This is a genomic window from Paenibacillus sp., assembly GCF_035645235.1.
In the GTDB taxonomy this organism is placed as follows: Bacteria; Bacillota; Bacilli; order Paenibacillales; family YIM-B00363; genus Paenibacillus_AE.
Map to the genome: position 1 here is coordinate 14766 of NZ_DASQMZ010000016.1, position 22668 is coordinate 37433.

Genomic DNA, 22668 nt, shown 5'->3' on the forward strand with positions numbered 1-22668 from the left:
GCTCCGGACTCGACGCGCGAGCCCGGAGTCGTTCTAGCATCTGCTCCGAACTTACTTTTGGATGTCGACGCCGTAGAAGTCGACCTGAGCCAATTTATTAATGACGACGCCTTCCACCCATTGCTGGCTAGGCCAGTATAAGTTGCTCGTGTAGGCGGGGAGGTACGGCAGCTCCTCCATGGCGATTCGCTGGATGTCCGCGTACAGTTGCTTCCGCTTCCCCGGATCGACCTCCGCTCGAGCGAGCTCCATCTTCTCCGTCACCTCCGGCACATTGAACCGCGCGCCGTTGAGGCCGTTTGGAGCGATATTGTCCGGATGGAGGAAGCTCAGCAGAATCATATCGGGATTAACGGCGGGCAGCAGACGGGTCGCCGTCTCGAATTCGCCGTCGTTGCGGCGCTGCGTGTACGTCGGGGAATCGACGAGCTCGAATTCGAGCATGATGCCGACCTGCGCCAAATATTCTTGCTCGAGCTGCATCTGCTCCGTGACGCCATTGGACGAAGTCTGCAGCTGCGTTACCGTAAAACCGTTCTCGAAGCCGGCCTCGGCGAGCAGCCGCTTCGCCTTCTCCGGATCGTATTCGTACGTCGGGATGTCGTCGCTGTAGACGTCCATCCAGTCGAGCAAGATGCTCTTGCCGACCGATTGGAGCTTCGGCGCGGTCGCTTCGACGATCGTGCCGTAATCCACCGCATAATACCACGCCTGCCGGACGCGCTTATCCTTCAGCGCCGGGTGCTCCATATTGAACACCTTGAGATTGGCGGCGTAATTGCCGACGTAGTTCATCTTAAATCCGGCCTGCTCCAGGATGTCGAGATTTTCTTGGCGGTTGGATCGCATCAACACGTCCACCTCGCCGTTCTGCAGCGCGATTGTCGCCGTCTGTTCGTCCTTGATGATGTTGAAAATCAGCCGCTCGATCGGCGCAGGACCTTTGTAATATTGTTCATGCCGCGCAAGAACGATCTGCGAGCTCGGGTCGATGCTTTCGACCATGTACGGCCCCGTGCCGACCGGATCCCATTTCACGTTGTCGCCGGCTTTCTCGATCGCTTCCTTCTTCACGATTTGCCCTTGGTGGTAATTGGCGACGACGTGAAGGAAGTTGCTGTCCGGCTCTTTCAGCGTGTATACGACGGTATAGTCGTCAGGCGCCTCTACCTTCTCGACGTTCGCCAGGTCGGTCGCGTACGGCGATGCCGTAGCCGGGTCGACGTTGCGCTGGTACGTATAGATCACGTCCTGCGAAGTGAACTCGCCATAACCCTTCTGCCACTGCACGCCCTGACGAAGCTTGAACGTCCACACCTTGTTATCCGGCGTCTCCCAACTCTCGGCCAGATCGGGGACGATCGCGCCCGTCGCAGAATCGTACGTGGTCAATCCGCTGAATACATTGAAGGCGATGTTCTCGTTCTCGATCCGGAAAACATTGGCCGGGTCGAAGCCGGCCGGGTCGTCGTAAAATCGGATTTTTAGCTCCTTCGCCCCTTCGGCCGTCGACGTCTCCGCCGTCCCCGCCGTCTCCCCCGCCGTACCGCCGTTCGAAGACTCGGAGCTCGGCGCGCTCCCGCACCCCGCGACGACCGCCGCGATCAACGCCGTCATGCCTGCAAGCCACCATTTCCGGTTCCGCGCACTGCGTCGTTCCATGGTCATTCCGCCTCCTCGCGAATGAAATTCGTACGTGCCGTTCGTTCCAAGTACGTCGTCGCCTCTTCAAGAGACACGACGTCCGCGTATTTCTGATGCATGTCATACAGGTTCATGTAATGGCACATTTCCGTCCGGTCGAAGACGCATTCCTCGACGACGCCCATCTTGAAGCGGTACGTCGCGCCGTCGACGACCGAAGCGCGGACGCAGCCGCTCGTCGTCTCGCCGCAGACGAGCACCGTGTCGACGCCGAGGCTGTTCAGTTGGAAAACTAGCGGCGTGCCTTGGAAGGCGCTCGCCGCCGCCTTCTCGATGACAAGCTCGCAGGGGAGCGGCTTGACCTCCTGAACGATTTCCGTACCCTTCCGGCGCTCTTCCTCGGTGAGGGGCACTTCGCCCTTCCGCCGCTCCGAACGTCCCCAATGGTTGACGCCGCTGTGAAGCCCCTTGACATGGATGACCGGGAAGCCGAGCCCGCGCGCCTTCGCGAGCAGCGCCGCCGTCTTATCGACCGCCGCCCAGCCTTCCAGCCCGGTGCTCATCGGCCACTTCCGCATGGATTCGAGAATCGGCTCCCGTTCGAAGCCGAGCACGGAATAATAAATGTCGATCAACAGCAGCGCCGGCTTCGTCCCGAAGCCTGCGTCCGCGCGTTTGCCTCGAAGGCGATCGTGCTCCGCATCCCGCTCGGTGAAAAACATTTCCCACGCTCGTTGCAACGATTCCGATTGCATTCGTCCGCCCCCCTTTATGCCCGTGCCGCCGCCGCGTCTGCGATGCCGGAGGCCGCAGACCGCATGTACGCTTCCGCTTCCCCGGAATCGACGACGTCCGCATATTTCTGATGCAGATCGTAGAGATTGATGTAATGCGAACTCTCCGTTCGGTCGAACACGCAATCCGACACGACGCCGACCTTGAAGCGGTGCGTGGCGCCGTCTACCGCCGTGGCGCGGACGCAGCCGCTCGTCGACTCCCCGCAGACAAGCAGCGTGTCGACGCCGAGGCTGATAAGCTGGAATAAAAGCGGCGTGCCGTGGAATGCGCTCGGCGCCGCTTTCTCGATGACGAGCTCGCCGGGGATCGGCTTCACTTCGTCCACGATCTCCGTCCCCTTGCGGATAAGCTCGGGAGTCATCTCCGGGTTCGGTTTATCGGCGTCCGTCTTGCCCCGGCGGATCCACTTATTCACCCCGGAATGCAGCCCCTTCACGTGAATGACGGGAATGCCGCTCGCCCGCGCCGCGGACAACAGGCGGGCCGTCTTATCGACGGCTTCCCAACCCTCCATCCCCATGCTGCCGGGCCATAGCTTCATTGATTCAAAGATCGGCTCGCGCTTTAAACCAAGCACGCTGTAATAGATGTCCACCAGGAGAAGCGCCGGCTTGGAGCCGAAACCGGCCAAGGCTTTTTTTCCCCAGACGCGATGGTGCTCCTTGTCACGCTCCGTCATAAATTCAAGCCATTTGTGCTCCAGATGATGCATGGCGTGCCCCCCGTTCACTTGTTTGTGTAATATTACTTAACACGCATACTTGTCGTAAGTTCATACTACGTGCTGTATGCCCCTCTGTAAACAACCGGATCTGGATGCTTACATTCAAAAATTGAATGAAAACGTTGTATCCATCCATTCCCTTGCAGGGTTTATTGAAATATGAAAGGAAACCTGTCATATTAATGTTATATGCATGTTGATTGGGGGGTCGTCTTGAACTTAGACCAAATTTCCACGTTCCTCGCCGTCTATCAGCTCGGCAGTTATATGAAAGCGGCCGAATACTTGTATCTTCCGCAGCCGACCGTCTCCAACCGCATTAAGCAGCTTGAGGCGGAGCTCGGTCAACCGCTGTTTATCCGGGACAAGCGAGGCGTCACGTTAACCGAAGAGGGACGTACCTTCCTGCCGTACGCCCAGAAGATGACCTCTTCTTACGAGGAAGGCAAGGAAGCCGTAAGCCGGTTGAAACAGGGTCTCCAGGGCAAGCTGACGATCGGCTGCAACAATTCGTTCGCCGGATCGGCGCTGCCGGTCGTAATGGAAGCCTTCATCGAACGATACCCTGACGTCGACATTCAAATTTTAAGCTATTCCTCGAAGGATCAAATTCGGCGCATGAAAGAACGGGAATTCCAGGTCGGCATTACGCGTTACGCCGTCAACGACCCGCAATTGTCGTTCCGCCAGGTACACTCCGAGGAGGTCAAGCTGATCGTGTCTCCCCGGCATCCGTTCGCGAAGACGGCGAAAATTCCGATCGGCGACATCCGCAATCAAAAGCTGATTTTGTATCAACCGGATACGCTATATCGGAAGATGATCGACGTCTCGCTGAGCCGACATAATTTGCAATACGACTTGAAGTACGAGACGAACAACATGCATCTCATTAAAAACATGGTCATACGTAATCTCGGCGTCTTCTTTTCGGGACCGCTCTTTCTCCGCGACGAGCTGCTGCGGGGGGACGTCGTAGCCGTCGATATCGTCGACAATCCGTTCCCGGAGAGCAATGTCTTTTTGATGTACCGAAGCACGGAGTTAAACAGCTTGGACCATCTTTTCATGGCGCATTTCCAAACCTATATGGAGCGTCTGCGACACACCCCCCTCGCCTAAGGGCTGGAAATAAAAAAAAAACTCGTGCGGCGACGAGTTTTCATGGTCCGTGCGTATGCAAACATTGTCTCTCTGTCGGAATCCTGCTTTTCCGCGCGGTCCGACGGTTCCCGGTTTCGATGGGCGCCCTACCCTTTATCCGCTTCCGGCGGGGTCAGGACGATGGCGCCGTCCTGCATCTTGACGCGCACGCGAGGCGAGGCTTTCAGGCCGGCTTCCTCGAGGTACGCCTCCGGAATTTGCAGCCGACCCGCGCGGTCGAGCACCGCGTATTCCTCGTGCGAAGCCGCCGCGCCCGCCGCCGTCGCGGCGGCTTCCCCTTGAAGGCTCGCCAGCTCTTCGGCGTAGCTCGTGCGCCGAATCATCTCCGACGACGTCTTGCCGTCGCGGATGGCGACGACGCGGTCGACCTTCCTGGCGAGCAGCGGGTCGTGCGTGACGATGACGACGGTGACGCCGTATTGCCGATTGACCGAGCGGAACAGGTCGAGAATTTGGTCGGCCATCTTGCTGTCGACCGAGCCGGTCGGCTCGTCGGCGAGCAGGAGCCGCGGCTCGTTCGCGAGCGCGATGGCGATCGCGACGCGCTGCTGCTCGCCGCCGGACAGCTGCGTGAGCTTGTTGTTCACGCGGTGGCTCAGCCCGACCGCGTCGAGCAGCTCGAGCGCCCGCAAGCGGCGCTTCTTTCCGCGGAGCAGCATCGGAAGCTCGACGTTCTGCAGCGCCGTTAAATACGGAATCAGGTTGCGGGCGTTGTTTTGCCAGACGAAGCCGACGCTCTCGCGCTTGTACCGGATCAATTCCTTCTCCGAGCACTTCAGCAGATCGACGCCGTTCACCGACAGCTTGCCCGCCGACGGCCGATCGAGGCCGCCGAGCATATTCAGCAGCGTCGACTTGCCGCTGCCGCTGTTGCCGATGATCGCCATCAGCTCGCCCTGCTCTACGTGTAAATCGAGCCCCTGCAGCGCGAACACTTCCAGATCGGCGGTCTTATAAATTTTCACCAAGTCCTCGCAATGAATCATCCGATCAGTCCTCCCCGAGCTTGAGCGCCTGATGCATCTGGATGCGGGATACGATCCAGCCGAGCGCCGCGAAGCCCGCCAAGATCATGCCGAACACGAGCGCGCCGAGGCCGAGCATGTCCGAGGCTTCGATCAAGACGCGGAACGGCGGCACCTGCGCCGACGGCTCGAAGGCGAGCCGGAACATCGGCACGAACAGGCGGCAGGCGACGATGCCGGTGCCGATGCCGAAGACGAGCGCCGCGGCGGTCGTCAGCAGCTGTTCGACGGCGAGCAGGCCGAGCAAGCTGCGGAACGACATGCCGATCGCCCGGAACAGCCCGAACTGCATCGCGCGGCCTTGCATGGACAGGATCCAATACAATAGGAAGCCAATAAAGCTGACCAGCACCGAAATAAGGAAGCCGAGCGTCATGACCCCGTTGATCGACAGCTGGTACGGGTCGTTCTTCATCCGCACGAGCTGCTCGCGCGCGTCCTCCGCCTGGAACACCGGCAGCCCCCGTTCCCGAATGGCGGCGAACGCCGCCTCCCGGGACGCGTCCGGTTCGAGCTTCAACCATACCTCGTACGGCTCGAGTCCGATCCGGTTTTGAATGTAGCTCAGGTTGCCGACGATGAGCATCGGGGCGACCGGCGTGCCGTCGGTCATCACCGAAGCGTCCTTCGGCGGCACCGGCGAGAAGCCGGGGAAGTAATCGACGATGCCGTATACCGTAAACAGCGCCGCTTCGCGGTTGCCCCAGTGAACCCGAATCGCGTCCCCGGGCGCGATCGAGCGCTGCTCGGCGAGCGTACGCGAGATGAGCGCCGCGGAAGGGTCCTCCGCGATTAAATTCAAGTACTCGTGGAAGTGATGCCGCAGCAGGCCGTCCCGAAACCAAGCCGTCCGGCCGAAGTCGTCCGTCTCGATGCCGTACAGCTGTACGTTGCCCCTCGCCGACTGGGTTTCCATGAAGGCGTCTTCCTTAACGAACACCTTGGCCACGCTTTCGACGCCGGGCAGCGATTCGTACGGGGCGAACGGCGGCTCGATATATTGCAGCACCGCCGGCGAAGCCGCTTCCTCCGGACTCGCGTTCGCGGAGGGCGCCGAGGACGGCGCCCCGCCCATGCCCGGCGGCGGGGCGTTGTTTTCCCACCGCGTCGACAGGCGCAAATCCGCCCCGACGCCGTACCGGATCGAATCCTCGAGATTTTGATTCATCGTGCGCGCGGCGCTGGCGCTGTACATGCCGATGCCGACGGTAAGCACTAGGAAGATCATTAAATAATGATACCTTGCGCCGCCCCGGCCGATATCCAGCAAGATCGTGTACAACGAAGGCGGCCACCAGGCGCGGCCGAGCCAGTACAGCAGCCGGATCGCCCAAGGATAAATCCGAAGCAGCAGCAGGCCGAAGCCCGCCATAAACAGCGCCGGCACGAAAAACAACAGCGGATCGATATCGATCGGTCCGGCCTCCGCGCCGAGCGTCACCGCTTGGCTCATGCGGCGGTCGAAATTCCAATAGACGTACAAGGATACGCCGATCAGGATCGCGTCGAGGCCGATCGTCTGCCAGAGCGCCCGTTTCGCGGCGCGGGATTGCTCGCGCTTTCGCTCGACGATCGTGCTGCGCGCCGCGATCGCCGCCGGAATCATCGTCATGAGGAACGACGCCCCGACCGCAAGTAAAGCGTACCGGTACACTTCGGCGTCGAGGCGCACGTCGAGGGCGGCCCGCCGCACGAATTCGAGGAAGCCGTTCGACGCGCCGAGCCAGGTCGTCAGCCCGAGCGCGAGCGGCGGCCCGGCGGCTAGCGCGATCGCGCCCAACATCAGCCCTTCGATCGCATACGAGGACACGATCTGCAGCCGGCTCGCCCCGCGGCTGCGGAGCACGGATATTTCCGTCCTCTGGCGCTCCACGAGCAAGTTCGACACCATAAACAGGAAGACGCCGAGCATGATCAGCACGGGAACGTTCAGCGCCCACAGCAGCTGCCGCAGCTGCACCTCCCGGTCGAAATACGATACAATCGTTTGGCCGGCGGCGTTGTTGACGGCTTGCGTCTCGAACCGCTCGCCGAGGAAGGCGTCGAGCCCGGCGGCGACGCCCATGTAGGCGCGCACGTTGTCCAGCGTCAGCTTCGTATGATCGACGGCGTAATACCAAGTCGCCGTTAACGGGCGCACCGGCTGATCGGCGCCGGAGAACGAAGCGGTAAACGTGTCGAACGGGAGCAGAAATACATTTTCGTAGCGGGCCGGGTTGCCTCCGTAGATGAACAAATCCCGGTCGCTCGCCTGCTTGACGACGCCGACCGCCTTCACGACGATCGGCGCGCCGCCTTCCGCCGAGACCGGCTCCGACTCGTTGCGAAGGACGATGTGAAACTCATTGCCGAGCACCATGCGCAGCTTGTTCAGCGCGTTTTCGAAGACGACCGCCTCGTACACGCCGCGCTTCGCCGCTTCCGGGTCCGGCCATCGACCGTCCACCAGCGTCGTGTTTGACTCGATGCCCTCGATCGCGCCGAGCTTCGCGTACCGGTCGACCGTCGGATCCGCCTGACCCGCGTCGGCCGGCACGGCCGCAAACTGCACGCTCTCCCGTTCCCGCACATAATGAAGGATCGGCACGGGCAGCCGTCCGCCGGCCTCGGTCGCATACGCGTCGATCTCCGCGATCGACCGCACCGCCTTCGCAGGGTCGTCCTCCTCCCGAACGTATACCCTCGACCATAGGGAGCCGGGATAAACGCCCTCCTCCGCCTGAAGCCGCTCGAGGTCTTTCCCCAGCATGCGCTGCAGCACCGCGTCGGTATAGATCGGGATGCTGCTGACAAGCGCGACCGTAACGGTTAAGCCGGCGAGCAGACACAGCTGCAGCCACCGGTTGTTCGCCATTTTGCGAAGCACCATCTGGATCATCTATGTTTCCGCACCTCGCTTATTGCAAAATGACGACGGCTCCTTCGTCGAGCCCGCGCACGATCTCCACCTCGGTGGCCGTCTGCACGCCCGTCTCCACGTCGAATTCCTTGCGGCTTTCGCCTTCGATGACTTGCACGTACGTGCGGCCGAAATAGGTGCGCACCGCGGCGCGCGGCACGACGATCGCGTCCTCGCTACGCTCCACCGCGATTTCCAAATCCGCGAGCTCGCCCATCGCCGCCCCTTCGGGCGTCTCCTCGAGCGTCACGTACAGCGCGCGCGCATACAGCTCCGCGAGCTGCGGGTTCGTCGTCGCCGGCGCCGAGTCCGGCGTCTGCGCCACGGTGCCCGTATAGGTACGGCCCTCGTGCACGATCGCGACCGGCATGCCCGGCTTGACGCCGGCGAGCCCCGCCCGGTTCGACGTCTCGTACGCGAGGCGCAGCTTCGCGGGGTTCGCGACGGAGACGAGCGTGCGGCCGTCGTTCACCTGCTGATTGCGCTCGAGCTTCTCCGCGAACACGACGACGCCGTCCGCCTCGGCGACGAGCTGCAAGCTCGAAAGACGCGCGCGTGTCTTCTCGAGACGCGTCTTCGCGATGCTCAGCTCCAGGCGCTTGATTTCGACGAGTCCGTCGTCCCCGGAGGCGATCGCCTCCCGCACGCCGCGTTCGGCGTACAAGACGGCCAGCTCGTGCTCCTGCACGAGCAGATCGAGATCGCCCAGCTGGAATTGCACGAGCACGTCCCCGCGCTTCACGACGTCACCGGCCTTCACGAGCATCGCTTCGACGATCGCGCCCGGCTCCTTCAGCGCATGATATACGATCTCCGTCGATTCGAACGCGCCGACGCCGCGCACGTAACGGACGATGTCCGCCCGCTTGGCCGTCGCCGTCTGCACGCTGTCTTCGCTCGGCTTCACGAGCGGCGGCGCGAGCGACGCCTCCTCCTCCGGCAGCAGCGAGCAGCCGCTCGCGGCGAAGGCGACCGCGGCGGCCAGCAGCCAAACCCGATGCCGCTTGCCGCAGCGGTCGGGAACCATTTTCGCAGGAAGTTTATACAATGACCCCATCCTCCAATGCATACACGTGATCGACGATTTCCATCATGGCCGGGTCATGCGTCGTCATGACGATCGACAGCCCCTCCCGCTCGACCAAATCGCGAAACAGTCCGACGATCGAGAGGCCCGTCCGGCTGTCCAGCTCCGCGGTCGGCTCGTCAGCCAGCACCAGCTTCGGCCGATGCGCGATCGCCCGGGCGACCGCGACGCGCTGCTGCTCGCCGCCGGACAGCTCGAACGGGCGATGATGCATGCGCTTCTTCAGCCCGACGAGCCCAAGCGCCTCTTCGGCCAGCCGCCGCGAAAGCTTCGGCGCGACGCCGGAGAGTCGCAAGCCGAACTCTACGTTTTCGAGCCCCGACATATACGGCACTAAAGCGTACGATTGGAAAATGAGCCCGATCCGCGTCCGCCGCAGCTTATCGCGTTCGCGATCCGACAGCGCCGTCGTCTCGACGCCGTCCAGCTCGATCGTGCCGTCCGTCGGCCGGTCGAGCGTGCCCAGCAAATTGATCAGCGTCGTCTTGCCGGAGCCCGACCGCCCCCGCAGGGCGACGAGCTTGCCGGCGGGCACCGACAGGTCGACGCCCCGCAGCGCGTGCACCGCGCCGCCGCCGCGGCCGAACGTCCGCGTCACGCCGCGGGCCCGTATCATATCGCTCATCGATGCGTCCTCCTCCACCGAGCGTCGGAATTTTTAATTTCGAAATGAAATCCTGTGTAAGCCTTTACATCCCAGGATGCGCGTCGCTTCCATGCTCGGGCCGACCGCGCAACTTTCATTTTACACCTTATGGTCGCCGGACGATATGTAATAATTTATGAAACATCTTGTGCAAATTCTTACGATATTCAATTGACAAAACGGCTCAAATCGCATATGCTCCGTCTCGAATCTCGGTTTATGTTCGATCATAATAGAACTTATTGCTGTCGTGAAGAGATGAATGAGGAGGGAACGCCATGTCCGGCATCGAATTGCGCCGCTTGGTCGACGTGCCGCTCGCCGACGCGGTCGACGCGTGGAATGACGGATTTTCGGATTATTACGTGCGGCTTCCGATGACTGCGGCCGCGTTCGCGGCGACGAAATTCGGGAACGAGGGCGTCTCGCCGGAGCTGTCGTTCGTGGCGTACGCGGATGGCCGGCCGGCCGGCTTGCTGCTCACCGCGATGCGCACGATCGGCGGGGAGCGCCTCGCCTGGAATGCCGGCACGTGCGTGCATCCCGACCGGCGAGGGTCGGGCATCGGCGCGGCGCTGCTCTCGCGGGCGGTCGAGACGTACCGCGAGCAGCGGGCCGACGCGGCGTATTTGGAGGCGTTCGTGCAAAACGAGGGCGCCATCCGGCTGTACCGCCGATTCGGGTACGAGCCGTTCGATACGGTGTACGGGATGGAGGCGAAGCGCGGCGTCGATTGGGGCGGCGCATTCGACGCAGGCCCGGCCGATGCGGGGAGCGCCGTCGAATCGCGTCCCGTCTCCGCGGCCGCGGCGCTCGAAAGGCGGTACTCCCCCGTCCCGACGCCTTGGCAGACGCGGTGGCCTTCGGCCAAAGGCGGGGAAGCGCTCATCGCAAGCCGCGCCGACGGCGAGCCGTTCGGCTACGCGCTGTTTCGCCGCAGCGCGTCCGCGACGACGCTGCTGCAATGCGCCGCCGACCCTGCGCTGCCCTCGGACGATGCGGAGGCCGTCCTCCGGCGGCTGCTCGGCCGCGTCTTCGAACCGGCGGAAGGCGAGGCGAGCGACGTGCGCCGCCGCGTCTTCGCGGCGCCGGCGTCGCAGCCGTCGCTCCGGGCCGCGCTCGCGGCGGCCGGCTTCGAGGAGACGTACGCCCTGACGCATATGCGTTTACGCCTCTCCTGAACCTTGTTACAATATAAGGCAACGTTACTTACGAATCGAGGCGTCTCCACCGAATGCGCGGATTAGCAGTTCTCTTAGGATTCCATCTTGCCGGCACGGCGCTCGAACGGCTCGCCGGCGTTCCGCTGCCGGGCAACGTCATCGGGCTATTGCTGCTGCTCGCCGCCCTGCTGCTCGGCTGGGTGAAACTCGAATGGGTGGAATCGACCGCCCAATTTCTGTTGAAGCATATGATGCTGTTCTTCGCGCCGATCGTCGTCGGCACGATCGCTTTCCTGCCGCTCATCCGCGCGGAATGGGCGGCGATCGTCGTCTCGCTGCTGCTCGGACCGCTGATCGTCGTCGTCGCGACCGCGCTCGCCGCGAAGCTGTGGCCGAGGGCCGAACGATGAACGAGCTCCGCGATTGGGCGTCCTCGCCGCTGTTCGCCGTGGCCGTCACGGTCATCCTGTACTCGCTGTCTTTGCGATGGAACGCGCGGCTGCCTTGGCTGCATCCGCTGTTCGCGACGGCCGGCGGCATGATCGCGCTGCTGCTCGCCGCGGACATCCCTTACGAGACGTACGCGGCGGGCGGCGACCTGCTGTCGTTCTTCCTCGGCCCGGCGACCGTCGCGCTCGCGGTTCCGCTGTATAAGCGCCGCCGCGACATTCGCCGCCGCCTCTCCCTCATCCTCGGCTCCGTCGCGATCGGCTGCGCCGCGGGCGTCGCCGGCGCTTGGCTGCTCGTCCGCCTGCTCGACGGCAGCCGCGAGCTGCTGCTCGCCTCGCTTCCGAAATCGGCTACGTCGGCGATCTCGATCGAGCTCGCCCGGTTCCTCGGCGGCCCGGGCGAGCTCGCGGCGGTGTTGACCGTGCTGACCGGCCTCGCCGGCAGCATGCTCGGTCCCCCGCTGCTAAGGCTGCTGCGCCTCGACGGCGACGTGCCGCTCGGCCTTGCGATCGGCACCGCCGCGCACGGCATCGGCACGTCCCGCCTGCTGCGCGATTCCGAGGAAGCCGGCAGCTATGCGGGACTGGCGATGGGCATCTCGGGCATCGTGATCTCGCTGCTGATGATTCCGGTGCTGTGGCTGCTGTAATCGACGAGTCGCGGAGTTCCGAACGAGCGCACACCGTTGATCGGCTTCTACGCCGCCATGCGGACGTCACCTCTCCGATTGCTTTTGATAGAAGACGGAATGCTGAAACTTGCGAAGCTGGAAGACCGACGTGATGGGGCTCATCGACTCCGAATGCCCGAGGAACACGTATCCGCCCGATTTCATGGACCGATAAAAATCCAAAGTGACCTGCCTGCGGGATTGATCGTCGAAATAGATAAGCACGTTCCGGCAGAAGATGACGTCGATCTCGCGCATCGCCTGCATCTCCGCCGAATCGATCAGATTCAGCCGACGAAACTCGACCAAGGAGCGAAGCTCGTCCTTCACCCGCAGCTCCAGGCCGGTCGGTTCGAAATACCGCTTCACGTAGGGCGCCGGAATATGCCGGGTCGACCGCTCTCCGTAGCAGCCCATCTTCGCGCAGGCAAGCACCTTATTGTCGATGTCGGTGGCGATAATTTTACAACGGGCCAAGGTTTCGGCGCCTAACATCTCGCTGAGGATCATCGCGAGCGTATACGCTTCCTCCCCCGTCGAGCAGCCCGCCGACCAGAAAGTAAGCGCGCCTCGTTCCCTGCGCACGAGCTCCGGCAGCACCTCTTCGGCGAAGCACTTCAGTTGATGGAATTCGCGGAAAAAGTACGTCTCGTTCACCGTCAATACCTCGATGAACGCTTGCAGCTCCTCGCCCCCGCTCTCGTACCAGAGCATGGAGTAATATTCGTTCAAGTCGGCGACGCGCAGCGCTTCCATCCGCTGCATGATCCGCCGTTCCACAAAAAACAGCTTGCTATCGTTAAAATAAATGCCTGTCTTCTCGTAGATATAATCCCTAAGCCTGCGAAATTGTTCAATGTTCAGGGCCGCATTCATAATTCCCCCGCGCCGAGGCGGAGCAACGCGCGTTCCCCGACGAAGCGAACGTAAGGGTGGTCGTCATCCGTCGTGACGCGGCGGATGGACGCCGCCTCCGGACCTGCCCCGATATCGCCCAACGCCTCTACGATGGCGACGACGACATTGAGCTCCTGCTCGACCGGCAGCCGGCCGGAGATCGCCCGAATGCGGTTATAGGTTTCCTTCCCCCCGGCCGACATGTCGGCAAGGCATTCGCAAATCATGCCGAGATTCCCCGCCTGGCAGTAGAATCGAAAATGCTTAAGATCCATCCCTCATCACCTCGTTGACAATGAACCTGCCGATTTGCGGATAAGGCAGAACGACGCTGGCGCCGCCCGTCTCCTCCGCGCCCTCTCGCGAACGATCCTTCGAACGCCGGCCGTGTCGTGTACGACGGCGGCGACGGCAACGTTTTCTTAGATAGTCTCCTCTAGAAGGAATGTTGCCGAGAAGCCGGGAACGCGATTTCGAAGGTCGTGCCCACGTCGAGCTTGCTCGTCACCTTCACGGTGCCGCGATGCTTCTGTATAATTTGATAGCTGATCATTAAGCCTAAGCCCGTCCCCTTCTCCTTGCTGGAGTAGAACGGTTCGCCCAGCTTCGTCAACCGGTCCTCCGGGATGCCGCAGCCCTCGTCGCGGACCGCGACCTTGACGAATTGCTCGTCTCCGCCCACGTCGACCCGCAAGCAGCCGCCTTTCGGCATCGCCTCGATCGCGTTTTGCATCAAGTTGACCAGCACCTGCTTGATTTGGTTGGCGTCGCATTGGATGGGACGGGGAGACCCGCCCGAGCGCACAACGATTTGCACGCCGCTCATGACCGCCTTCGTCTCCATTAATTTGGCGACCTCGTTCACCAGGACGTTCAAGTCCTCTTCGTAGTAACGGACCATCTGCGGCTTCGCCAGCATGAGAAACTCCCGGATAATCGCTTCGATGCGCTCCACCTCCGAGAGCATCAAGTCGAAATACCGGTTGTCCTCGTCCGTAGAACGAAGCATCTGCGCGAAGCCCTTAAGCACCGTCAGCGGGTTGCGCACCTCGTGGGCGACCCCGGCCGCCAGCTGCCCGACGACGGTCAGCTTGTCGGACTTGCGGAGCAGCTCCTCCGTTTCCTTCCGTTGGGTCACGTCCTGCACCTGCAAGATATAGTGGATCGGGCGCCCCTCGACGTCCCGGACGAGCGTCAAGCAAACCGCCCCCCAGATCAACCGCCCGGAAGCGTGCAGGAACCGCTTTTCCGTTTCGCACGACTGCAGTTCCCCGATCAGCAGCCGCGTACATGCATCCAAATACCCGTTCACGTCTTCCGGGTGCAGCAGCGAACGAACGTCGCTCCCGGCCGCCTCCTGCACCTGTAGGCCGAATATTTCACAAAACGCGTAATTGACTTCCTCCAGCTTTCCATGTACCGCAACGAGCGCCATGCCGACCGCGGCGAAGTGGAACGCGGATCGGAAGCGCTCTTCGATAATCGCCCTGTCGGCGGCCTCCGTCTTGGAAGGTTCGTTCCTCGCCCCGCGAAGATGAAGGAGGCGAACGTCCTCGCTTCCCTTGCCGCTCGACTGCAGGTCGATTCGTAGCGACGAGCCGTCCTTGCGCACGCCTCTTGTCCGAACGCGCTGAGCGCCGCGGCCGCTTCCCATCAGCCGTTCGACCGATTCGGCGTCGAACAGCCGTTCGATGCGTTCGCCGAGCAACTCCCGTTCCTCGTAACCGAATAAATCCAGCATCTGATCCGAGACGTCGATAAACCGCCCGTTGCCCCCTACGGTGAAATCCGCAAGCTCATCCGCGCTCGATCGGGCGTCTTCCATTCGCATGTCGTCGTTATCTTCTAACCGAACCATATGTATTCTCCACCGGGTGAATAAAGTAAGAAGAGGAACCTTCACGATTCCGCACCATCAAAGTATATTCATATTGGTTTATCCTGTAAACGAAGAACGAAGTCGGGACCTGTATGCTTTCGTCGAATACTGTCGATTGCGAAGAAAAGTTCACGCATTATCGTAAAATACGCCGGCATTCGCGCTCGAAAAAGCAAAAAACAGGCGACCGGATTTCGGAAGCCTGTTCTCGCGCGAGATTACGTTGCCTGGAAACATCTTACAAGTATGATTCAATCCAGCGAAGCAGCTCCGCCTTGCCTTGGAAGCCGACGACCGTGTCGAGCTCGCGGCCGTCCTTAAACAGCTTCAGCGTCGGAATGCTCATCACGCCGTGCGCCGCCGCCGACGCGGGGTTGTCGTCCACGTTCAGCTTCGCGATCGTCAGCTTATCCCCCGATTCCGCGGACACCTCGTCGAGCACCGGCCCGATCAACCGGCAAGGTCCGCACCACGGCGCCCAAAAATCCACCAGCACGAGCCCTTCCTTGCGAATCGTCTCCGCGAACGTCCCGTCCGTCGCATGCACTATTGTCATACAAATCCCTCCTACCCTATATGAAAAGCATCTATATGAAAACGACTCCACCTGCAGCCCGCGCCGCCCCGCAGCCGGCCGGTTTCGCCGCGAATCCCTTCCCTCCGAACGCGTTCGCCCGACGAACGATGGACCGCTTTACGCTAACGCCGGTTCGGCCTTCGCGCCTCGCCGCGCCTCGAGCGTCAACAGCTCCGCCGTCAGCTCGTAGAACCATGCTTTGTCCCGGGCCGCCAGCGCGACGTCGATCAGTTCCCGCAGCGCCTCCGGATGCTCGGCGACGCTGGCGCTCAGCGGCTTGATTTGCGATGCCCGCGCGAATACCGTCCGCCCGACCGCCTCCGCATGATCCGATTCCACGACCGCGATCGCGTAATAGCCTGTCATCGCGTCGTACTCCCTTACGTACCCCCGGATCCGCTCGTCGTTCACCGACGTTCCGCCGACCCATTCGCCTTCCGGCACCCAATTGGCTTTCCGTTGCTCCGTCATCCCGTTTCTCCTCCTTCGTTATCGCCTTCGCGCGAAACCAAAAATTGTAACCAATATAGTGACAGTTTAACCGCGAAAACGCTCTGCCGGTCCCCCCGCGGGCATTCGCGCCGTTCGAGCCGATCGCCCGACGCCGCGGCCGCCCCCGGCGCGCGGCTACCCTTTCGCCAGCTGCGACTCCCGAATCGAGCGAAGCACATCCCCGATCGTCAGCCCTTCGAAATACGACTCCAAGTGCCGCTCCGCCTCCGCGAAGATGCCGTCCATGACGCATTGCATATTGCCCGCCACCACGCACTTCTCCTCCGGGTTGCCCGACGTCCACGTCGGCTTCAGCGAGCCGGGACACATCGCCCGATACAGTTCCGCGAGCGTCACCCGCTCCGGATCGCATCGCAGCGAATAGCCGCCGCCGAGTCCTTCCTTCGTCTCGACGTAGCCGAGCTTGCGCAGCGCACCCATGACCTTGCGCACGCGAGCGGGATGCGTCGCCACATTGCACGCGATCTTCTCGCTCGTAGCCATATGGTCCGGCGTATACGCCAGGAGGACGAGTCCGTGTACCGCGATCGTAAATTCGCTGTTCATTCGCATGTCTCCTGTTCTCGGTTCGTCGGTGCATCGCTTACTGTTATTATATTGATTACAGTTAAATATGTCAACGGGTGTCACGAAGAACGCCCCCGGTCGATTCGACCGAAGGCGTTCCTGCGTTACGGCGCGGCGACCGTGACTCGCGCGCTGACCGTTTTGTTTTGGTATTTCGCTTTAATGCTCGCGTACCCTTTCTTGAGGGCGGTGACCTTCCCGTCGTCGACGGTCGCCACCAAGATATCGGAAGACGTCCATAACGCCTCGTTCGTGACGTCCAGCGTCGTCCCGTTTTCGAAGTAAGCGATCACCTTGAACGACGCCGTGCCGCCCGCCGTCACCTTCGCCGATTTTTCCGACAGCGCCAGCTTCTCCAGCTTCGGCACGACGGACACCGCGACGGTGAGCGTCTGCCCTTGATACGTCGCCGTCAGCGTCGCGTTCCCTTCGGAGACGCCCTTCGCCGTGGCGCCGGAGACGGTCGCGACCGTCGGCGCGGACGACGTCCAGACGACGTTCTTCGACACGTTCACCGTCTTGCCCGTCGAGTCCGTCGCGGTCACCTTGATCGTCTGGCTCTTCTTCGGGTTCAGCTCCAGCGTCGTCGGCTCGACGACGACGTTCGTCATCTTATCCTCGATCGACACCGGTATCGTAATCTTCTTATTGAGATACGTCCCCGTCAGCGTGACCCTCGAGTTTAGCAGCGCCTTCATCGTCTCGCCGGAGAGGAGCAAGTTCGGGGAGGACGTCGTCCATTCGATGTCGTCCGTCACGTTCAGCTCCGTACCGTCCTCCAGCACGGCCTTGACCGTCGGCAGCGCGACAGCGTCGCCCTTAACCAATGTATACGCGGAAGTCGACGGGAACAAGGCCAGCGCCTTCTCCAGCACCTGGATTTCGATCGTGTCCGTCTCGTCCCGGATTTTCATCGTGACGGTCGCTTCGCCCGGCTTCTTCGCCTTCAGCTTGCCTTGCTCGACGGCGACGACGTCCTCGTCGCTGGACGTCCACTCGGCGATATCCGAAAACGAATACTCGGTACCGTTCAGGTCTTTGCCGTATACGTCCGGCAATGCCGCGACTTCGCCCTTGAACAGCTTCATCTCGGTTTCGTCGAGGTGCAGCCCGTCCACGACCGGCATGACGGTGACATCGATTTTCTTCGTCAACCCCTTATACGACACCGTAATTTCGGCGGCGCCCGTCCCCCTGGGCCGAATCAACCCGTTCTGAACCGTCGCGGCGAGCGGATTCGACGTCGTCCATTCCGCCGCGTTCGTGACGTCGGTCCGGGAGGAGAAGTCGTTGGCGACCTCCGCCTTCACCAAGACCGGCGCGTCGGTCGCGAACAGATGGATCGGCTTCGAAGGCGTCAGCAGCAGCGCCTGATACGGCAAGCGCACGACGACGGACGCCTTGGCGACATGCCCGAAGCGCGACGCCGTAATGTCGGCGACGCCTTGCGCCTTGAACGTCAGTTTTCCGTCTTCGACGGAGACGACCGCGTTGTTCGAGGACGTCCAGACGGCTTCTTCCGTCACGTCCTCGGTCGCGTCGCTCAGCAGCGTCGCGGTCGCCTCGAAAGCGACGCCCTCCTGCCCGACGACGAAGTCGTAGTCGGTCGCGTCGTCGGTTTCGATCGTAAGCGCCTTGTACGGGGAAGTGACCGTGTAGACGACAGAGTCGGAACGCCCCTTGTACCTGGCGGTGATGGTGACGGTGCCCTTCTTCAACAGCTGCACCTTGCCCTTGTCCACCCTCGCGATCCCCGAATCACTCGACGTCCATACCGCGGACGTCGTCACGTCGAACGTATCGCCGTCCTCCTCGACGGCGCTGGCCTTCAGCGTATAAGGCTCGTCCCGCAGCTCCGCGGCGATCGGGCCGTCTTGATCGAGCCGCACCGCGGCGTACAAATACTCGACCGTGACTTGCACTTCGACCGTCTTACCCTCGTATCTCGCAGACACCTTCGCCGTGCCGGCGCCGACCGGCGTCAGCTTGCCCTTGTCCACCCTGACGACGGTTTCGCTCGTCGTCGCCCAGAACGCCGTCGACGTGACGTCTCTCTTCGTCGCGACTCCTTGAAGCGTAGCGAGCGCCTTGAGTTGTGCGGTCTCGTGGTCGACATACAGATGGACGTCGCCTGCGTCCTCGAGCTCCAGCGACGTGACGACGTCCGCGCCGACGGCCGTCGGCGCGAAGCTCGCCAGCAAGGCCATAATTAGCGTAACTGCGATAATCCACCTGCGTTGCATTGCGACAATCGACATTCCTTTGGTTCCTCCCGCCCTGCTATGTACGTCCTTTTTACATATATCGGCAAATCTCGCCATATCTTTAGACGCACTTCCGCCGGAAAAGGTTACACCCTCCGCCCGTTTTCTCCTCGGTGCCGTTCCATCCAGTTCGTCGCGTAATCGACGAGCGGACGCTGCGGCATCAGCCGCGCCGTCGCGAGACCGGCCTTGCCGACGCGAGCAAGCCCCGTATCGAGCTCGAAACCGGCGCCGATCGCCGGAAAGTCGTCGGAATCGAACTCGAGGTCGACGTAAGCCGCCCACCGTTTCCGCCCGTCGACCAGCACGGGAGCCGCCTGGTTGTCGACCGGCTTCGGCCCGTACTTCGCCCGATATTCCGCTAGATGGAGCGACGTATTGTTGATATGGCCGACGCCGAGCAGCAGCACATGGCCGTCAAGGTCGTAGACGCGCCCGATCGGCGAGCCGTCGCCCAGCGCCTCGCCGAGCCGCTCGGGGTCGTCGCCGTGACCGGCGAGCACCGCCTCGGCCTGCCGCCCCCAAGCCGCGAACGACAGATGGGGATGGCGGCTGCGCCGAACGCCGGGCATGCGGCGGAACGTCTCCGGCACGTCGCCCATGAGGTAGACGGGGGTGAGCGCCGGATCGAACGGGGGCATCTCTTCGCGGATCGCTTCCCACCACGACTCCGGCGCCGGCGGATTGCGCCAATGGGACGGATCGGTCCTGCTGCCGGTATGCGTCGGCATGACGAGCGTGCCGGACTCGCCGACGGCGCGCTGCAGCGCGAGCACGACCGCCTGGGCGCCGCCCGCCACCCAGCCGATCGCCGACATGGCGGTATGCACGATGAGGGTCATGCCTTCTTCTACGCCGAGGGCGCGTAGATCGGCGGCTAAATTCGACGCCGTCACGGGGCGGCCCAGCGCTTCGTGCGTGCGTTCAATGAGTTCGCGTTCGCGGGACATTTTCGTAAATCAACCTGCCTTCGCTCTGAATTGACCTATGCTATAATGGAGGAACTGTCCAGCTCACCGACGGAAAGGAAGTCTTCCATGGCACAATTGTATTACCGATACGGCACGATGAACAGCGGCAAATCGATCGAGGTGCTGCGCGTAGCCTACAATTACGAGGAGCAAGGGAAATCCGTGCTTCTCTTCACGCCGTCGATCGACTCGCGGTACGGCACGGGCGTCGTCACGTCCCGCATCGGCTTGCATAAAGAAGCGATCGTCGTCGGCGACGATACGGATATGGTTCGGTTGACGAGCGAGGCGATGCCCGATTGCGTCATCGTCGACGAGGCGCAGTTTTTGAACGAGGCCCAGGTCGCGCAGCTGACCGACATCGTGGACCGGCTGAAAATCCCGGTGTTGTGCTACGGGCTGCGGGCCGACTTCCTCGGACGGCTGTTCCCGGGCAGCGTGGCGCTGTTTTCGTGGGCGGATAAAATCGAGGAGATTAAGACGATCTGCTGGTATTGCAACCGCAAGGCGCTTATGAATATGCGCTACAAGGACGGTATTCCGGTGTTCCGCGGCGAACAAATTCAGATCGGCGGGAACGAAAGCTACCTCCCCGTCTGCAGGCGTTGCTATAAGGATGCTCGGACGCGCTTCGACCCCGATGCGGGCGCGAACGGCTGACGCGAACGGCTGACGCGGGCGGCTGAGGCGGACGGAACGGACGAGGCGATTCTAAACAAGCCCTTCCCGGCATATATTTTTGGGACTAACCATCCTTGGGAAGGGGTTGACGCCAATGTTTCGCAAACGCAGCAGCGCATCGTCCGCCAAGGTGAGCGCCACCGACACGTTCATCGGAGAAGGCACGATCCTCGAAGGGAAGCTCGTTACGACCGCAAGTCTGCGCATCGAGGGCACCGTCGTCGGCGACATCGAATGCGCGGGCGACGTGACGATCGGCGAGACCGGCAACGTGCGCTCCATCATCGCCGCCCGGAGCGTGTTCAACGCGGGGACGATCGAGGGGAGCGTCGCGGCGAAGGGCAAGATGACGATCACGAGCAAAGGCCGAGTGCTCGGCAACATCAGCGCCGCCTCCTTGCACGTGTCCGAGGGCGCCGTCTTCAAAGGCGAATGCGCGATGGAGGTGCCGCGGGGCGCCGAGCTCCGCCCGACGAAGGAGAAGCACGGGAAAGAGAAGGCGCAGGACGCGAAGCAAGCTTCCGCGTGACGCATGCCCCTGGGAGGCCGCCGTAGGCGGTCTATTTTTTTTTGCCGCGGCCGGCTCGTTCCTGTTATACTGATGGCTGCGAATTTTTAATTGAACTGTGGTTAGAGGAGAGACCTTCACTCGTGAAACCTAGCTTAACGGAACGCCGCGCGTTCCTTTGGACGTTGATGTTCGTCGGCATTACGGCGATTTCTTTCTCGGCGATTTTCGTGAAATGGACGGACGCCCCGGCGTCCGTCATCGGCATGTACCGGCTCGCCCTCACGCTGATCGGCATGACGCCGTTCCTCTTTCGTTACCGGGCGGAGCTGCGCGCCGTGCCTCGCCGCGATTGGGCGTTGCTCGGGTTGTCGGGAGCGCTGCTCGCGCTGCATTTCTTATTTTGGATGGACTCGCTGCGCTACACGACCGTCGCCAGCTCGACGGTGCTGATGACGCTCGAGCCGGTGCTCGTCATGCTGGGCGCCCTCGTCTTCTTCCGCGAGCGCATCCGCCGCATGGGCATCGTCGCGATGGGCGTCGCCCTCGCCGGCGCGGCGCTCATCGGCTGGGGCGACTTCCGTCTGTCCGGCACGGCGCTGTACGGGGACTTGTTGTCGCTGCTCGGCACCCTTGCCGTCGTCGGGCATATGCTGCTCGGACAAGCGCTCCGCAGCCGCGTCTCCTCGTTCTTGTACAGCTACGCCGTCTTTGCGGCGGCGACGGTCGCTTTCGCGGGCTACAACGCCGCCGCGGGCCACGCCTTCATCGGCTACGCCGCGAACGATTGGCTGATCTTCGGCTTGATGGCCGCCGTTCCGACCGTCTTCGGGCATCTGTTGTTCAACTGGATGCTGAAGTTCGCCGGCGCCACGACCGTCTCGATGGCGGTGCTCGGCGAGCCGGTCGGCGCTTCGCTGCTCGCCTGGGCGCTGCTCGGCGAGTCGCTGACGCCGCTCCAAGGCTTCGCGGGGGCGCTGCTGCTCGGCGGCGTCTGGCTGTTCCTGCGCTACGGCGGCCGCAATGCGCGCCACGGAGCGGACACGGTCCGCCCGCCGGCCGCCGAGCCCGCGCCTGCGCCCGCGGCGAACGCCTGAACCGAACGCCTTCGCCAGAGTGCGGGGCGGCGGCGATCGGGCGGTGGGTTATGCTCAAAATTTGCTCTTTTCACCGTGAAATGCTCAAATTTTGAGCTAACCACGACGCTTGCTGATGCGGACGTGCGTACTACCGAGGAACGGCAAAGTTTGTCGGGTGCGGCGGTGGGCGGAATTGACGGCGAGCAGGCGGCGGGCGGTGGGTTATGATCAAAATTTGCTCTTATCGCCGTGAAATGCTCAAATTTTGAGCTAACCACGGCGCTTGCGGTTTCGGACATGCGAGCTACCGAGGAACGGCAAAGTTTGTCGGGTGCGGCGGTGGACGGAATTGGCGGCGAGCAGGCGGCGGGCGGTGGGTTATGATCAAAATTTGCTCTTTTCGCCGTGAAATGCTCAAATTTTGAGCTAACCACGGCGTTTGCGGATGCGGACGTGCGTACT

At 62.2% G+C, this 22668-nt stretch carries 22 protein-coding genes; 7 read left to right on the forward strand and 15 right to left on the reverse strand.

The features are described from left to right. Nucleotides 1–51 precede the first annotated feature (51 nt). Genes VEZ38_RS01415 through VEZ38_RS01425 form a run of 3 tightly spaced genes read right to left on the reverse strand, consistent with a single transcriptional unit; the run spans nt 52 to nt 3154 of the window. Nucleotides 52–1662: an ABC transporter substrate-binding protein gene (locus tag VEZ38_RS01415; protein ID WP_324891209.1), complete on the reverse strand. Its 1611-nt coding sequence runs from the start codon at nt 1660–1662 to the stop codon at nt 52–54. 2 nt (nt 1663–1664) lie between these two features. Then, a complete protein-coding gene (locus VEZ38_RS01420; RefSeq protein WP_324891211.1) occupies nt 1665–2399 on the reverse strand; it encodes an isochorismatase family protein in 735 nt (244 codons plus the stop codon). Nucleotides 2400–2413: 14 nt separating this feature from the next. After that, nucleotides 2414–3154: an isochorismatase family protein gene (locus VEZ38_RS01425; RefSeq protein WP_324891213.1), complete on the reverse strand. Its 741-nt coding sequence runs from the start codon at nt 3152–3154 to the stop codon at nt 2414–2416. A 225-nt stretch (nt 3155–3379) separates the two neighbouring features. On the opposite strand from VEZ38_RS01425, the gene VEZ38_RS01430 reads away from it, so the two are divergent. Beyond that, a complete protein-coding gene (locus VEZ38_RS01430; RefSeq protein WP_324891215.1) occupies nt 3380–4288 on the forward strand; it encodes a LysR family transcriptional regulator in 909 nt (302 codons plus the stop codon). A 128-nt stretch (nt 4289–4416) separates the two neighbouring features. On the opposite strand, the gene VEZ38_RS01435 is transcribed toward VEZ38_RS01430, so the two are convergent. From VEZ38_RS01435 to VEZ38_RS01450, 4 genes are read right to left on the reverse strand one after another with little or no spacing between them, the layout of a single operon-like run. Next, on the reverse strand, nt 4417–5316 hold the full coding sequence (locus tag VEZ38_RS01435) for an ABC transporter ATP-binding protein (RefSeq protein ID WP_324891217.1): 900 nt from the start codon (nt 5314–5316) through the stop codon (nt 4417–4419). A 4-nt stretch (nt 5317–5320) separates the two neighbouring features. Next, nucleotides 5321–8233 (reverse strand): ABC transporter permease, encoded by a 2913-nt coding sequence (locus VEZ38_RS01440; protein ID WP_324891219.1) that lies wholly within the window; start codon nt 8231–8233, stop codon nt 5321–5323. Nucleotides 8234–8252: 19 nt separating this feature from the next. Further along, complete coding sequence (locus VEZ38_RS01445) at nt 8253–9302, reverse strand: efflux transporter periplasmic adaptor subunit (RefSeq protein ID WP_324891221.1); 1050 nt, start codon at nt 9300–9302, stop codon at nt 8253–8255. Continuing rightward, nucleotides 9295–9966: an ABC transporter ATP-binding protein gene (locus tag VEZ38_RS01450; protein ID WP_324891223.1), complete on the reverse strand. Its 672-nt coding sequence runs from the start codon at nt 9964–9966 to the stop codon at nt 9295–9297. Before VEZ38_RS01450 ends, VEZ38_RS01445 begins: the two co-directional genes overlap by 8 nt. A gap of 299 nt (nt 9967–10265) precedes the next feature. Between VEZ38_RS01450 and VEZ38_RS01455 the strand changes: the two genes are divergently transcribed. From VEZ38_RS01455 to VEZ38_RS01465, 3 genes are read left to right on the forward strand one after another with little or no spacing between them, the layout of a single operon-like run. Next, complete coding sequence (locus tag VEZ38_RS01455) at nt 10266–11168, forward strand: GNAT family N-acetyltransferase (protein WP_324891225.1); 903 nt, start codon at nt 10266–10268, stop codon at nt 11166–11168. Nucleotides 11169–11221: 53 nt separating this feature from the next. After that, on the forward strand, nt 11222–11560 hold the full coding sequence (locus VEZ38_RS01460) for a CidA/LrgA family protein (RefSeq protein WP_324891227.1): 339 nt from the start codon (nt 11222–11224) through the stop codon (nt 11558–11560). Continuing rightward, complete coding sequence (locus VEZ38_RS01465) at nt 11557–12249, forward strand: LrgB family protein (RefSeq protein ID WP_324891229.1); 693 nt, start codon at nt 11557–11559, stop codon at nt 12247–12249. Before VEZ38_RS01460 ends, VEZ38_RS01465 begins: the two co-directional genes overlap by 4 nt. Nucleotides 12250–12315: 66 nt before the next feature. On the opposite strand, the gene VEZ38_RS01470 is transcribed toward VEZ38_RS01465, so the two are convergent. The 8 genes from VEZ38_RS01470 to VEZ38_RS01505 all read right to left on the reverse strand — a co-directional run bounded on the left by VEZ38_RS01470 (nt 12316) and on the right by VEZ38_RS01505 (nt 19917). Then, on the reverse strand, nt 12316–13146 hold the full coding sequence (locus VEZ38_RS01470) for a protein-glutamate O-methyltransferase CheR (protein WP_324891231.1): 831 nt from the start codon (nt 13144–13146) through the stop codon (nt 12316–12318). Further along, on the reverse strand, nt 13143–13442 hold the full coding sequence (locus VEZ38_RS01475; protein ID WP_324891234.1) for a hypothetical protein: 300 nt from the start codon (nt 13440–13442) through the stop codon (nt 13143–13145). The genes VEZ38_RS01470 and VEZ38_RS01475 overlap by 4 nt, the downstream gene beginning before the upstream one ends. Nucleotides 13443–13603: 161 nt before the next feature. Continuing rightward, nucleotides 13604–14998, reverse strand: coding sequence for a PAS domain S-box protein (locus VEZ38_RS01480; protein WP_324891236.1), 1395 nt, complete (start codon nt 14996–14998; stop codon nt 13604–13606). Between the two features lie 286 nt (nt 14999–15284). Then, on the reverse strand, nt 15285–15602 hold the full coding sequence (gene trxA / locus VEZ38_RS01485) for a thioredoxin (RefSeq protein WP_324891238.1): 318 nt from the start codon (nt 15600–15602) through the stop codon (nt 15285–15287). A 138-nt stretch (nt 15603–15740) separates the two neighbouring features. After that, on the reverse strand, nt 15741–16094 hold the full coding sequence (locus tag VEZ38_RS01490) for an IDEAL domain-containing protein (RefSeq protein ID WP_324891240.1): 354 nt from the start codon (nt 16092–16094) through the stop codon (nt 15741–15743). A gap of 156 nt (nt 16095–16250) precedes the next feature. Next, nucleotides 16251–16682, reverse strand: coding sequence for an Rrf2 family transcriptional regulator (locus VEZ38_RS01495; RefSeq protein ID WP_324891242.1), 432 nt, complete (start codon nt 16680–16682; stop codon nt 16251–16253). Nucleotides 16683–16807: 125 nt separating this feature from the next. Continuing rightward, on the reverse strand, nt 16808–18961 hold the full coding sequence (locus VEZ38_RS01500) for an Ig-like domain-containing protein (protein ID WP_324891244.1): 2154 nt from the start codon (nt 18959–18961) through the stop codon (nt 16808–16810). A gap of 92 nt (nt 18962–19053) precedes the next feature. Beyond that, nucleotides 19054–19917 (reverse strand): AAC(3) family N-acetyltransferase, encoded by an 864-nt coding sequence (locus VEZ38_RS01505; protein ID WP_324891246.1) that lies wholly within the window; start codon nt 19915–19917, stop codon nt 19054–19056. A gap of 87 nt (nt 19918–20004) precedes the next feature. On the opposite strand from VEZ38_RS01505, the gene VEZ38_RS01510 reads away from it, so the two are divergent. The 3 genes from VEZ38_RS01510 to VEZ38_RS01520 all read left to right on the forward strand — a co-directional run bounded on the left by VEZ38_RS01510 (nt 20005) and on the right by VEZ38_RS01520 (nt 22224). Beyond that, the gene (locus tag VEZ38_RS01510; protein WP_324891248.1) at nt 20005–20598 is read left to right on the forward strand and encodes a thymidine kinase; all 594 of its coding nucleotides are present in this window, start codon (nt 20005–20007) and stop codon (nt 20596–20598) included. 115 nt (nt 20599–20713) lie between these two features. Continuing rightward, nucleotides 20714–21148, forward strand: a complete 435-nt coding sequence (locus VEZ38_RS01515) for a polymer-forming cytoskeletal protein (RefSeq protein WP_324891250.1) — start codon at nt 20714–20716, stop codon at nt 21146–21148. A gap of 122 nt (nt 21149–21270) precedes the next feature. Beyond that, complete coding sequence (locus VEZ38_RS01520) at nt 21271–22224, forward strand: DMT family transporter (protein WP_324891252.1); 954 nt, start codon at nt 21271–21273, stop codon at nt 22222–22224. Nucleotides 22225–22668 lie beyond the last annotated feature (444 nt).